Consider the following 13,585-nt stretch of genomic DNA (forward strand, 5'->3'; position numbering starts at 1 on the left):
CCGGTTCCTGTGGTCAGACTCGAAAAAATTGTGACTGCCGCCTGCTATTCCAAACCAAGAATGCGCCGGTTGCGCGCGGTATCCGAACTGCCCCCGGCGAAATCATCAAAGGCGCGGGTGGCGCGGTGAATCAGATGCGCGGCAATAAAAGGTGCGCCTTCTTGCGCGCCTTGTGCCGAATCTTTTAAACAACACTCCCATTCCAGTACCGCCCAGCCCTGATAACCATACTGAGTTAACTTACTGAAAATGCTTTTGAAATCGACCTGGCCATCGCCTAATGAACGAAACCGTCCGGGTCTGTCCACCCAGTCCTGATAACCGCCATAGACGCCGGCGCGACCGTCCGGCCGGAATTCAGCGTCTTTGACATGGAACATTTTGATGCGGTCATGGTAGCGGTCAATAAAGGCCAGATAATCCAGTTGCTGCAACACAAAATGGCTGGGATCAAACAGGATATTGGCGCGCGGATGATTGTTGGTGGCTGTTAAAAAACGCTCAAAACTGGCGCCATCATGCAAATCTTCACCAGGATGAATTTCATAACAAACATCGACACCGGCCGCATCAAAGGCATCCAGAATCGGTAACCAGCGCGCGGCCAGTTCAGCAAAACCCTGCTCAACCAGACCCGCCGGTCTTTGCGGCCACGGATAAACCAGATGCCACAACAAAGCGCCGGAGAAGGTCGCATGCGCTTTGAGGCCGAGATTCTGACTGGCTTTCGCTGCCAGCTTCAGCTGTGCAATCGCCCACTCAGTCCGTTCTTTTGGCTTGCCACGTAAATGTGCCGGCGCAAAGTTATCAAACAGTTCGTCGTAAGCCGGATGCACGGCAACTAACTGGCCCTGCAGGTGTGTCGATAACTCGGTGATGCTGATGCCAACGGCGGCACATTGCGCTTTGATGTCATCGCAATAGGCCTGACTTGCTGCCGCTTTTTCCAAATCAAACAGCGCCGGGTCGTTGGTCGGCACCTGAATGCCTTTGTAGCCTAAGTCCGCTGCCCATTTCGCCATCGTGATGAGATTGTTAAATGGCGCACTGTCGCCCATAAACTGCGCCAGAAAAATCGCCGGGCCCTGAATACTCTGCATTGTGTGTCCTCGCAAAAATGGCTCGTATAAATTGTTTAGACCAGATCAGGCCCGATATCGCGTTGCTCTAGCCGACATCCGGCACGGTCTGCCATTTTTCTGCACTGGTGGTACTGACTGTGTCGATAAAAGCCATCCCGCGTAAGCCGGCGCTGATGCCTGGCACGCCACCTGGCGTGCCGCGCTCACCGGCGCGGATCGCGTTGGCGAAATCACGGTACAGATTCGCCATCGCTTCTAAATATCCTTCCGGATGCCCGGCCGGTAAGCGGCAACGTTTCAGTGCTTCTGCGCCAAGGCCAGCCTGACCGGCACCAGCACGCAACAGATAAAATGGTGCGCCATGTGGCCGCACTATGATGCTGTTTGGCTCCATCTGCTGCCACTCCAGCCCGCCTTTGTCGCCATAGAGGCGAATTTTCAGCGCGTTTTCTTCACCGGCACAGATTTGACTGGCGATGAGCACGCCACTGGCGCCGCCGCTGGTTTTAAATAACGCCGCACCGTCATCGTCGAGCCGGCGGCCCGGCACATGACTGGCCAGTTCAGCACAAAGCTGATTGATGCGCTGACCGCTGATAAATTCGGCGAGGCCAAACGCATGCGTGCCGATATCCGCCATGCAGCCGCTATTGCCGGCCTGCGCCGGATCGGTGCGCCAGCTCGCTTGTTTCTGCGCGCTGGCTTCTAAGTTGTCAGTCAGCCAGCCTTGTGGGTATTCGACATAGATTTTGCGTAAAGTGCCAAGCACACCATCCGCCACCAGCTGTTTGGCCTGCCATACCATCGGATAACCCAGATACGTATGCGCCAGACCATATAAGCGGTCGCTTTGTGCCAGCTCAGCCGCCAGCAATTCTGTTTCAGCAAGCGTGACACCGGCTGGTTTTTCACAAAACACATGAAAGCCGGCCGCAATCGCAGCGCGGCTGACCGGTACATGCAGTTGATTGGGCGTGACAATGACCAGCAGCTGCATCCGCTCATGTTCCGGCAAGGCCGCTTCTGCGTCTAACATCTGCTGCCAACTGTCGTATACACGCTGTGGCGCGAGATCAAGCGCCGCGCCGGTGCGCTGGTTATTGCCGGCGTCGCGGCTAAAGGCACCGCAAACCAACTCGGTCTGCCCATCAAGCGCCGCGGCGTGACGATGCACGGCGCCGATAAAAGCACCTTCGCCCCCACCGAGCATGCCTAAACGAATTTTCTGCGAACGGGGTCGGATCGGCTGACTCATCTGTGTATCCCTGCCAAAAGCTGTGTGGAAAAACCGGGGGCATGCTGTTGCAGCAACTTCAGCCATGCCTGATTTAAAAAATGTAACGGATTACATTTTGCCGCGTCAACCTAAAATCCGGCCAAAAGCAAAATATTTGCGTCATTTTTGCGCAAAACCAAAATATGCACCGCACCAAAAACGAGCATTTGCACTAATTTATTGCTCAGAAAAGCCACAAAACCCCTTCACAGCGCGGCGAATATCCCTTATAAATGATACCGGTTACATTTAAAGCTATTGCATCATCAGTCACGGAACTGAGTAGAATGCCGGTTTGGATCCAACAAAAAGAACGCTTATGTCCAATATCCGCGAAGTGGCCCGTTTGGCCGAAGTGTCCGTGGCAACAGTCTCCCGGACTTTGCAGCAACCCGATTTGGTGTCGCTGAAAACCCGTAACAAAGTGCTGGCCGCTGTCAAAGCTGCTGGCTACAAACCCAATTTAATGGCGGTACGGTTTCGCTCCGGCAAAACCCACAATTTAGTGGTGCTGGTGCCGACCGTCGCCAACGTGTTTTTCGCCCGCGTCATCAGCGGCATGCAGGAAGCCGCGCACGAAAACCAGTATGCGCTGCTGCTTGGCAACACGCTCGGTGATGACGAAATGGAAGCGGCCTACGCCAAGATGGTGCAGACCTCGCAGGCGGATGGCCTCATTCAGCTGCGTGCGCACAATCCTTTTAGCGCCGCAGAGCCGGCAGAACCCAATGACGAAGCGCCAGCCTTATTGCCAATGGTCAATGCCTGTGAAGTGCTCGACAAAGCACCTTGCCCTACTGTCGTGCTGGATAACCGCGCGGCAGCCAGTGCGATGACCGAACATTTATTGGCGCTGGGACACCGGCGCATTGCGATGATTAAAGGCCCGGCGCGCAGCCCGCTGACCCGCGACCGGGTCGCTGGTTATCGCGACGCACTGCAGGCCGCTGGCGTGCCTTTTGCGGAAGAATTACTGTCACCAGGCAATTTCTCGCTGCAATCCGGCTTTCAGGCCGCCGGTGATTTACTGGCCCTGCCGAATCCGCCGACGGCTATTTTCTGTGAAAATGACGAGATGGCGATTGGTGCCATTCAGCGCATTAAACAACAGGGTTTGCGCGTGCCGGCTGATATTTCCGTGGCCGGCTTTGACGATATTTCATTTGCCGCTTTTACCGATCCGCCACTGACCACGATAGCCCAACCTGCCGAAGAATTCGGCCGCACAGCGGTGCGATTGCTGATAGATGTGCTGGAAGGCCGGCTCAGTAAAGCGCCGAAAGTGATTTTGCCTTTTGATCTGGTGGTCAGAGCCAGTACCGGACCGGCCCCAGGCCAGTAAAAGACCAGTAAAAGATTGCTAGCGCAGATAGTAAATCCGCTATCTGAACCAAGACAACAACAGGGAGCTTCATCATGATCACGACCCCAAATTTGCTATCACCAGGCCGCCGTCAGTTTCTGCAGCAAAGCTGCGCCGGCATCGCCGCTTTGACTCTGCTCGGCAACCCTTTGCAGGCGCTCGCTGAGAGCCAAAGCAGCAGCGCTGTGAAAAAAACCGGTCTGCAGCTCTATACCTTGCGTGACATGATGGAGAAAAGTGTCGCCGACACACTGAAGTTAGTCGCAGGCGTCGGTTATGGCGATGTCGAATTCGCCGGCTATTTTGGCCACAGCGCCGAGGATATCCGCAAACTGCTTGATGCCAACGGTCTCTCTGCGCCATCGGTGCATGTACCGCTGGACGTACTCAGAAGTGCCCTGCCACAAGTGATCAAAGATGCCAAAGTGATTGGCCATCAATATATTGTGCTGCCCTGGATATCCGAAGAGCAGCGCGGCGATTCAGTCGACAACTATAAAAAGCTGGCGGTCGAACTGAACGGCTTTGCCAAACCAATCAAAGACGCTGGCCTGCAGCTGGCTTATCACAACCATGATTTTGAGCTGACGCCGGTTAAAGGTGGTCTGCCATACGACGTGTTACTGAGCGAAACCGACAAAGAATTAGTCAAGATGGAGCTGGACCTGTTCTGGGCCGTCAAAGCCGGTGTGGACCCGCTGACATTATTCGCAGCCAATCCGGGGCGCTTCCCACTGGTGCACGTCAAAGATATGGCGAAAGACGGCGCTATGGTCGACGTCGGCACAGGCACTATTGATTTTAAAGCTATTTTCGCTAAGGCCGGGCAAGCCGGCATCCGCCACCAGTTCATCGAACACGACAACTCCAACAACCGGATCACGACTATCCGGCAGGGTTATCAGGCGCTGTCGCAGGTACTGAAAGGCTGAACGGCTGTTTATACCAGTGCGTTTGCGGTTTAACCCCAGCCGGTCGCGGCTTATTTAGTCATGGTTCAAGTGCAGCGTTGTGTTATGACGCTGCATTTTTACTTTCAACATAGGCCTTAAAATTCTGCAAAATGCCGAGCCAGCCCTGCCGTTGCTGCTCGGCGGAATGTTCATCTTCCGCCTCAAAGGTTTGTTGTACTCTGATGCCTTGCGGGCTCTCGCTAAACCGAACGTCCACCAGACGCGCGTCCCCCAGCTGATAACGAATCAACTGATGCGGCGTGATCGCAATAAAATTTCCAGCAAAATCAAAACCGAAAGACCCATCTTTTGCTTCCATCCGGTAATTGAAGGTGCCCCCTTCGACCAAATCCAGTTCGGCTTTGGGGCAACACCATTCTGTAATCGCGAAGTTCCAGCCAGTGATATGCGCCGGCGTGACAAAACACTGCCAAACCTGTTCCAGCGAGGCTTTTACTGTTGTTTCAATTGAAATTTTCATCATCGCTCCATGGTAAACAATATCGGTTTTCTACAGACCAGCAAGCAGGTCCGCTGCCATGGTCGGCTTTGGTGGATAGATTTCGACAGCAACTGGAAAAATTGTATCAAGACCACAGATCTCTTTAACGCCAACGGGCGGGAAAACACTTAATTACCAGAAAATCCCAACCGCCAGCTCAACCCATAACATGAAGGCTGACGTTATCAGGAACACCACCGCCAAAAGCCGCCAGCGTCCGGCAGGCAGATAGCGCCAGCCTAACTGTGCGCCAAAGATGGTCATAAACAACAACAAGCCCGCTGCGACAAAATCAGCAGGTCCCCACCGCACTTCGCTGCTCCACAGCATCGCCAGCAGGGGCAATAACAAAACCAGCAGCGTACCAAGTAACACCCGCGCAGCCAGTTGCAGCACAGTGAGGGATTGCGATGAAACAAGCAGCATAGGGCCACGCCTCAGTTGTAATATCGTATCGCTTCACTATAGAGCGCAAGTCGGAACTCCTGCCAACATCAGCAGCAGTTAGCCCAAACTGACCAACCCGGACCGGGCTGGCTTGCTGCCGATTTCGTCCAATCACACGGCCGCATAGACTCAAACGCCTGCTGGCATTGGCCATTAAAATTGATATGAACAGACAGGCTCATTTTTTCTTCCCTGCAGGTCGGGCCGATATCGTTCTGCTGACAAAATTCTGTAACCCTCCCCGAAACAAACTTGCTTTTTTTCAATCGTCTACGATAACCTCGACACCCAGATGTTTCAATAACAAGGACTGTTTAGCATGCGACTCTTTCTCAGAACTTCCGTCGTTTTATGTTTAGCCGGACTTGGTGCCTGCAGCAGCACGACCTCAGCTCCGGTTGCGACTGAGGCCGCTGCAACTAACACCAGCCTGTACGCAGCACTGCCGGTAACCGACGCAGAATTGTTAAAACCCCAGTGGCAGCTATTAAAACGCTTTGAGCCCAGGTACCCAATCGAAGAAGCAATAAAAGGCCGCAATGGCTGTGCCACGGTCGAGTACGTCATCACACCGGATTATCAAATCAAAGATCTGCGTGTGGTCAGCGCCACCAGTAAGCATTTTGCCAAAGAATCGTTGACGCAGGTAAAACGCTGGCGCTGGCAGGAGTTACCCGCCGGCCTCTTGCATACGCCGCTGAAAACCAGCACCCGCTTTGAATATTGTGTATCCAGCAAAGTGGGTCCTGACGATGAATGTAACCGGGCCCTGATGCAACAAAACACCGAATGCACAGGCACCGACGTGCAGACATCCGTCGGCTATCGTATTCGCAAAAAGGTTCCGTAACATCAGGATGTTTCAAATGCGCACATTTAATCGTTTGACCAGTTTCAGTATTTTTATGCTGCTCGTGGCTGGCTGCACCAGTACCGGCAAACCAGCCAAAGTCAGTCCCTATGCCAACTTGCCACTGACTGAAGCTGTGTTGTTGCAACCCAAATGGCAGGCGATGCAACGGACCGAGCCGAAGTATCCTATTGAAGATGCCAAGGCGGGCAATAACAGCGGCTGTGCCACAGTTGAATATGTCATTACGCCGGATTATCAAATCAAAGATTTGCGCCTGGTCACAGCGACCAGCAGATACTTTGGTAAAGAAGCGCTGTCACAGGTCAAACGCTGGGACTGGCAGCAGCTGCCAGCCGGCCTGTTAACTGCACCAGTTAAAACCAGTACCCGTTTTGAATACTGCATGTCGACAGCAACATTACCGGCCACCAATTGTTTTGAAACAAAGATGCGGGAAAACACCCGTTGCAGCGGCGAAGACGTCAAAACCAGTATTGGGTTTGTCATCCGCCGCCCTGGGCCGGCCAAACATCTCAACCCTCCGATATAAGCAGCGACCCTCGGGCGGGTATCAGACTTACCCGCTCTGTTGCCCTGGCTGTTGATACGCGGCTCCCCCGCTGCCTGCCTGTTTACCACTGTGTGATCCAATAGCAATAAATACGCAGAAATCCACGTTTTACATTCGGTCTGACTGGCCCTTGCACTTTTTTCTAAATCGATTAAGATTATGCTGTACGCCAGTTATAAACTGATGTAAAACTAAACGATAACGATTCGCTGTGCCTGACACAGTGCGATCGCCACACAATAAATAGAAAGCGTGCCGACAAGGCAAGAAACGGACCAGACGATATGCCAAACACTATTGCCCAGTTGCTGGCTGAGCCGGCATTGCTGCAGCGTGAAGCGGAGATCCTGCTCAAACGCCACAGCGCCAGCTTAAAAACCGCCGCCAAATCCAGCTGGCCGGCTTTACAACCGCGTTTGGCGCAAGTGCTGCCAGAACTGCTGGGGCTCTATCTGCAACTCTATGGCGATTTGTTTGACTGTTATTATCAGCTGGAGCAGCTGCTGAAACTGCTGGCAAAAAGCGCGGCGCAGCGGCCGGAATATCTGCAGGCCGAAGACGCCGCGCCGCAACACTGGCACAAAAGTAACCAGGCGCTGGGTTCTGCCTGTTACGTTGATTTATTTGCCGGCGATTTCGACGGCTTAAAACAGCGTATTCCTTATTTAAAACAAACCGGTATCAATTATCTGCACCTGATGCCGCTGTTTAAAGCACCAGAGCCAAACAGTGACGGCGGTTATGCCGTGTCGGACTACCGCAGCACCATGCCAACCCTTGGCACTATGGCGCAGTTATCCAGTCTGATGCAGGAATTGCATCAGCAGGGCATCCGGCCTGTACTGGATTTTGTTTTTAACCACACCTCCGATGAACACCGCTGGGCGGAAAAAGCCAAAGCCGGCGACCCGGCTTATCGCGACTATTATTTTTTCCTGACCGAAGCCGAGCGTGACCGCTACGCGCCGACGCTGCGCGAAATTTTCCCGGAGATCCGTCGTGGTTGTTTTACCCAGGATAAAGCCTCGGGCCTTTGGGTCTGGACCACTTTTAACAGCTTCCAATGGGACCTGAATTACGCCAATCCGGCGGTGTTCAGCGCGATGGCCGAAGAGATGTTGTTTCTCGCCAACCAAGGCGCAGCAGTTTTACGCCTCGATGCGCTGGCCTTTGTCTGGAAAGAAGCCGGCACCGGCTGCGAAAACCTGCCCAAAGCGCATTTATTGATCAAAGCATTTAATGCGGTGGCGCGGATCGCAGCGCCAGCGTTGCAGTTTAAATCCGAAGCCATAGTCCATCCGGACGAAGTGGTGAAATACATTGCGCCCAACGAATGCCAGCTGTCCTATAACCCGCTGCTGATGGCGCTGCTGTGGAATTCCTTAGCAACGCGCAAGACCCGGCTTTTGACCGAATCCCTGCAACGGCGTTTTGCCATAGATCCGCATTGCAGCTGGGTCAATTACATCCGCTGCCACGACGACATTGGCTGGACCTTTGACGACAATATCGCCTGGCAGCTGGGGATGAATCCGGATCACCACCGCCAGTTCCTCAATCATTTTTATTCCGGCCAGTTCCCCGGCAGTTTTGCCAGCGGGGTGCCGTTTCAGCAAAATCCGCTGACCGGCGACTGCCGCGTGGCTGGCATGCTGGCGTCCTTAGCCGGCGTCGACAAAGCCGAAGCTGAACAAAATCAGCAACATCTGCAGCATGCGTTGGCGCGCATTTACCTGCTGAACAGCATCATCCTCAGTATCGGCGGTTTGCCGCTGCTGTATATGGGCGATGAACTGGGCCTGCGTAATGACTACAGCTATGTGAATGATCCGGCGAAAAAGGACGACAGCCGCTGGGTCAACCGCGTTGCGGTCACAGCAGCACAGCTGGCTGAAGCAGCTCAGCCGGAAACTTTGTCTGGCCGCATTTACCAGCAATTGCAGCATTTGGTGAAAACCCGTGCCTCTTTGCCGGTCCTCGGCGACGGCACCACCCGGATCTTAACCAGCGACAATCCACATCTGTTTAGTTTTGAGCGGGAACAACACGGCCAACGGCTGCGCGTTGTCGCTAATTTCAGCGAACATCCGCAATACTGGCACGGCGAAAATGGCCTGACATTTACTGATAAGCTAACCGGCGCAACAGTGAAATCAGGTGCTGTGCCGCTGACGGCCTATCAGGTGCTGTGGCTGATCAGCTAACGATGCATGACGTACTACAACCAAAAGCGCCGGCGCCAACAAGCCGGCGCTGTTGTTTCAAGGCGTGAAACAAGGGACAAACCCGCGGAGGACCGGTATGATCGTTATCAATTGCCACACTGCTGCCGGAGCGCCTGATGATAAAAACTGCTGTGATTGGATTTGGCCTGTCGGCCCGGGTGTTCCACCTGCCTTTTATCGCCAGCTCTGCACAATTTGAGTTGACTGGCATCAGCACCTCACAGTCGGACGCGGCACAGTGCTGGCCTGACGTGCGGATTTTCCCGGATGCCGACAGCCTGCTCCAACACAGCGACGCCAGCCTGATTGTGATCACGGCGCCAAACCGCGCGCACTTCAGCCTGGCCAAAACAGCGCTGCTTTCCGGTAAAGATGTATTGGTGGAAAAGCCATTGGCGGTGACGGCTGCAGAAGCTATAGAGCTGCAAGTATTGGCGGAGCAGCTGCAGCGCAAGCTTGCCGTGTTTCATAACCGGCGTTTTGATGATGATTTTATAGCGCTGCAACAGCTGGTGCGGTCTGAAAATCTTGGCACTGTGCAGCTGATGTATTCCAGATTCGACCGTTTCAGGCCCACAGTACAAGCCCGCTGGAAAGAATCGGCGGAACCCGGTAACGGCGTTTTGTATGACTTAGCACCACATTTATTGGATCAGACCATTGCGCTGTTTGGTAAACCTGATGCCATCACGGCCAGTTGCCAATGCCTGCGTACTCACGACAGTGCGACGGGCGCTATCGACGCATTTCAGCTGCGGCTCGATTATGCACCGAAGCCGGCAGTCACGGCAGAAACAGCGACTGGCATTACCAGTCCAGCCACACCGGCACGGCAGGTGCTGTTAAGTTCATCGCCTTATTGCGCCCATCCGGCGCCACGGTTTGAACTACACGGCAATGGTGGTAGTTTTATCAGTTACCGGCTGGACCCGCAGGAGCAAATCCTGCGCGACGCGCTGCTGCAAAACCCTGCTACTCCTACCGCGGTTTTTACCTCCGCTGCCTGGCAGCAGCGTACTGATGGCCGTTTCGGTGAGATCTGGCGTGCAACCGGACCTGAGACCATCTCGTTTCCAGCCAGCGACTACGCTGATTTTTATCAGCAACTGGCGCTTTTTTTGCGCGACAAAGCCCCGGCACCGGTACCACTGGCCGAGGCAATTTTAGGGCTGGAACTGATCGAGTTGGCATTACAAAGCAGCCGCGAGCAACGTACTATTACAATGAGCTGACTTTATTCATCCGGGGCCAGCAAGTGCGGTAAGAATTGCGCTTTGCGTTTCCAGAATATCAGGCCGTCGCTGCCTTGCTCCAAAGCGCCATAACTCAAATATTCAATACCTTGCAACCAGGGCGTTTGGCGTGTCAGCAACAGTTCGACCACCTGCTGATGCAACAAACTCATCACGCCGTGCCGCTGATACTGTGCATGCCCCATCAGTTCAGCGTAACGCAGCATGTTGCCAATCCGGTGCAGCCGGGCATAAGCCAGCAACTGCTGATCCGTGGTCACGGCACCTTGCTGATATCCGGCCAGCGGCCTGAACACACCGACATACAGATCCCAATGTTCGGCCTGAACCGGCAGTTGCAGGGGTTGCAGATCGGCCGGCGCCCCACCGAGATCAGCAAGCTGCAAAGTAAATGCATCCAGCACCGGGCCAAAAGCCCTGATCTTGCGTGAACGGCGGATCTCAAGCAAATCAGGGGTATAATTGGCGCTCATAAATGGCTGTGCGATAAGGCCAGCGCGGTGCGCTTTGTCCGCTTCCCGCCAGAAATTACCGGCGTTTTTCTTTAATTGCCGGTTGAACGCTGCCGCGTCTGAATATTGATGCAGTGGCAGCAACATCGCGATGCCGCCGTGCTGCGGCCGCCCGGCATGCAAAAACTGCTGATAATAACGCTGATAACGCCGGATTAACGGCGATTCACCGCCCTGACTGCCTTGCAGTTGTAACTGTGCCACCGGCAACAGAGGCAGCTCTAGCGCCGGACTAAAACTTTGCAAGCGTTTTGGCCGACGCCGCCGGAACCATAAAGGTTCCAGCTGTTGCGTGTACCATTTACTGAGCGCTGACGTGAACTTCGCAAAAATAGCCAACACAACATCCTGTACGCGAAAAAACCTGATCCTAAAGTGCTGCCGGCAATAACTCAATCACTGAGTGCTGATCGCACTTTAGCGCGGGATCAGTTCCAGCGCAGCACCGCCACCCGACGCCAGCTGCAGTGTCAGCACATCTTTGCTGCTGACTTGCCGGCGCTGAATCTGATACGCCATCGGGTTGGTTTGCCAATGAGCATCTGCAGCGTCCTGATAGATCACCAAATCGTAACTGCGATTTTTGTCCAGAAACTGCAGTGGCAGTTGCAGCGTGCGCGCCTGTTCGTTGCTGGTGGCGCCGACAAACCAGCGTTCAGAATGTTTGTCCTGCCGCGCCATCACCAGGTATTGACCGATTTTTCCGTCGAGCGCCATGCTTTGCCGCCAGTCAGTCGGCACCGCATCGATAAAGGCAAAGGCCGGATGCAGCTTGCCGCCAGGGGCATAATTTTCCGGTAAATCCGCCACCATTTGCAGCGGGCTATACAGCGTGACATACAGCGCCAGCTGATTGGCCAGAGTGCTGGGCACCCGGTTATTCGGCCTGTGCTTCTGGTAATTGAAGTTAAAAATACCGGGCGTAAAATCAATGGGCCCCGACAAACCGCGGGTAAAAGGAATGATCACGGTATGATTGGGCAAATTGCCGCTATCCGGACTGCCGCCGTTGTACTCCATGCCGCGCACCGACTCCCGTGTCATCAGATTTGGGTAAGTCCGGCTTAAGCCGGTGTCTTTGACCGTTTCATGCGCATTGACCATCACCTGATGCGCCGCTGCAGTATCGACCACTTTTTTAAAGTGCCGCACCATGAACTGGCCGTCATGCCATTCGCGCCCATCCAGCCGTTTGCCGACATACCCCATCTTGACGCTATGCACACTAAGACGCTGGTAATACTTAAACGCATCAGCCATTTGCTGCTCGTAATAACTGATGCCGGCCGCCGTTTCATGATGACCAATCAATTCCACACCTTTGGCTTTGGCATAAGCGGCGACTTTGTCGATATCAAAACCTTTGACCGGCGCAGTGAAGCTGAACGTTGGCGGCCGCTGCCACCATTGCCCTTCCCAGCCCTGATTCCAGCCCTCAATTAACAAAGCATCAATGTCGTGTTTGCTGGCAAAATCAATATATTGCATAGCCCGCGCTGTGGTCGCGCCTTGCTTCGGACCCGGTGACCAGTCTTTTTCGCCGATGTGCATCTCCCACCAAATCCCCATGTATTTGCCGGGTTTGATGTAACTGGTGTCAGTACCGGCAGCCATCGGCTCGTTCAGGTTTAAGATCAGGCTGGAATTTAACAAGGCCGCTTCGGTCGGCGCGATTTGGATAGTGCGCCACGGGCTTTGAAATGGTGCTTTAGTATAAACCCGGTCCACCGCGGCAAAACTGTCTGTGCCGGTATTGGCGCCGGCATTCGCGCCGCCCCAGGGCATCAGGTCGGCTTTGAGAGTGATATGGTTGTCGGTGATATTGCGCAGCGTCATCGAGCTGTAATCGACCAGCGCGGCTTCATGCACGGCCACCGCAATGCCCTCATCAGTCAGCGTCAACGGCGTGTGCGCCACCGACACGCTCGACAGCGCCGAATTCATATACTGGTATTCAAAACTCAAGTTGCGGTAGGCTTCCACCCACCAGGCAGAGAAGTTGCGGGCAAAAGCAAATTCGGTCAGCTCGTCGCTGATCACCAGCTCACCGGCCAGCGCCGCTTGTGCCGGCACCTGATACCGAAACGCCACGCCATCATCAAAACTGCGAAATACCAGCGTGAATTGCCGACCCGGTGCTGCGCTTTCACGCAAGGTGAGCGTGATTTCGTTATAGTGGTCACGGATCTGCGCACGCTGGCCCCAGACCGGTTGCCACTGTGCATCATGACTGCGCGTGCTGACTTTGTTGGCCAGCAAGCCGGTTTTTAGCAGCGGTTGACCTTTAAAAGCAAGGCCCAGCACGGATGGCTTCAATACTGCTTTGCCGCGGTAACTAATCTGATAGGTCAGAGCATCTTGAGACAGCACTAACTCCAGCGCTATTTGTTTATCCGGTGACAGCAACTGCCAGCGATGTGGCTGCACCAGTTGCTCTTCGGCCTGCACCGGCAACAGACTTAGCAGTAGACTCAGCAGCGCCACGGCCTGCTTGAGCCACCAGCCACATCCCTTTGCTTGATAAAAAGCCATATCGCACTCCAAACGG

At 54.3% G+C, this 13,585-nt stretch carries 12 protein-coding genes; 6 read left to right on the forward strand and 6 right to left on the reverse strand.

Going from position 1 to position 13,585, the window contains the following annotated elements:
* Positions 1–44: 44 nt before the first annotated feature.
* Entirely contained in the window at positions 45–1,100 is a 1,056-nt protein-coding gene (locus ATY27_RS05290; protein ID WP_208930846.1) for a sugar phosphate isomerase/epimerase, read from the reverse strand.
* Between the two features lie 67 nt (positions 1,101–1,167).
* Entirely contained in the window at positions 1,168–2,337 is a 1,170-nt protein-coding gene (locus tag ATY27_RS05295; protein ID WP_208930845.1) for a Gfo/Idh/MocA family oxidoreductase, read from the reverse strand.
* 340 nt (positions 2,338–2,677) lie between these two features.
* Here ATY27_RS05295 and ATY27_RS05300 point away from each other — a divergent pair, with 340 nt between their 5' ends.
* Positions 2,678–3,700 carry a LacI family DNA-binding transcriptional regulator gene (locus ATY27_RS05300; RefSeq protein ID WP_208930844.1) on the forward strand — a complete coding sequence of 341 codons (1,023 nt, stop codon included), beginning with the start codon at positions 2,678–2,680 and terminating at the stop codon, positions 3,698–3,700.
* A 74-nt stretch (positions 3,701–3,774) separates the two neighbouring features.
* Positions 3,775–4,653 (forward strand): sugar phosphate isomerase/epimerase, encoded by an 879-nt coding sequence (locus tag ATY27_RS05305; RefSeq protein WP_208930843.1) that lies wholly within the window; start codon positions 3,775–3,777, stop codon positions 4,651–4,653.
* Between the two features lie 82 nt (positions 4,654–4,735).
* Here ATY27_RS05305 and ATY27_RS05310 read toward each other — a convergent pair whose 3' ends face one another.
* Both ATY27_RS05310 and ATY27_RS05315 read right to left on the reverse strand, forming a co-directional pair.
* The gene (locus ATY27_RS05310) at positions 4,736–5,158 is read right to left on the reverse strand and encodes an SRPBCC family protein (protein ID WP_208930842.1); all 423 of its coding nucleotides are present in this window, start codon (positions 5,156–5,158) and stop codon (positions 4,736–4,738) included.
* Positions 5,159–5,308: 150 nt separating this feature from the next.
* Positions 5,309–5,602: a hypothetical protein gene (locus tag ATY27_RS05315; protein WP_208930841.1), complete on the reverse strand. Its 294-nt coding sequence runs from the start codon at positions 5,600–5,602 to the stop codon at positions 5,309–5,311.
* Positions 5,603–5,942: 340 nt separating this feature from the next.
* On the opposite strand from ATY27_RS05315, the gene ATY27_RS05320 reads away from it, so the two are divergent.
* The 4 genes from ATY27_RS05320 to ATY27_RS05335 all read left to right on the forward strand — a co-directional run bounded on the left by ATY27_RS05320 (position 5,943) and on the right by ATY27_RS05335 (position 10,504).
* A complete protein-coding gene (locus ATY27_RS05320) occupies positions 5,943–6,473 on the forward strand; it encodes an energy transducer TonB (protein ID WP_208930840.1) in 531 nt (176 codons plus the stop codon).
* A 16-nt stretch (positions 6,474–6,489) separates the two neighbouring features.
* Positions 6,490–7,026, forward strand: coding sequence for an energy transducer TonB (locus ATY27_RS05325; RefSeq protein ID WP_208930839.1), 537 nt, complete (start codon positions 6,490–6,492; stop codon positions 7,024–7,026).
* A 305-nt stretch (positions 7,027–7,331) separates the two neighbouring features.
* Positions 7,332–9,251, forward strand: a complete 1,920-nt coding sequence (locus tag ATY27_RS05330; RefSeq protein WP_208930838.1) for an amylosucrase — start codon at positions 7,332–7,334, stop codon at positions 9,249–9,251.
* A 137-nt stretch (positions 9,252–9,388) separates the two neighbouring features.
* Positions 9,389–10,504 carry a Gfo/Idh/MocA family oxidoreductase gene (locus ATY27_RS05335; RefSeq protein ID WP_208930837.1) on the forward strand — a complete coding sequence of 372 codons (1,116 nt, stop codon included), beginning with the start codon at positions 9,389–9,391 and terminating at the stop codon, positions 10,502–10,504.
* Between the two features lie 2 nt (positions 10,505–10,506).
* Here ATY27_RS05335 and ATY27_RS05340 read toward each other — a convergent pair whose 3' ends face one another.
* Positions 10,507–11,376, reverse strand: a complete 870-nt coding sequence (locus ATY27_RS05340) for a hypothetical protein (protein ID WP_208930836.1) — start codon at positions 11,374–11,376, stop codon at positions 10,507–10,509.
* 78 nt (positions 11,377–11,454) lie between these two features.
* On the reverse strand, positions 11,455–13,569 hold the full coding sequence (locus tag ATY27_RS05345; RefSeq protein WP_208930835.1) for a glycoside hydrolase family 97 protein: 2,115 nt from the start codon (positions 13,567–13,569) through the stop codon (positions 11,455–11,457).
* Positions 13,570–13,585: the final 16 nt, after the last annotated feature.

The sequence above is a fragment of the Rheinheimera sp. F8 genome (genome assembly GCF_001518915.1).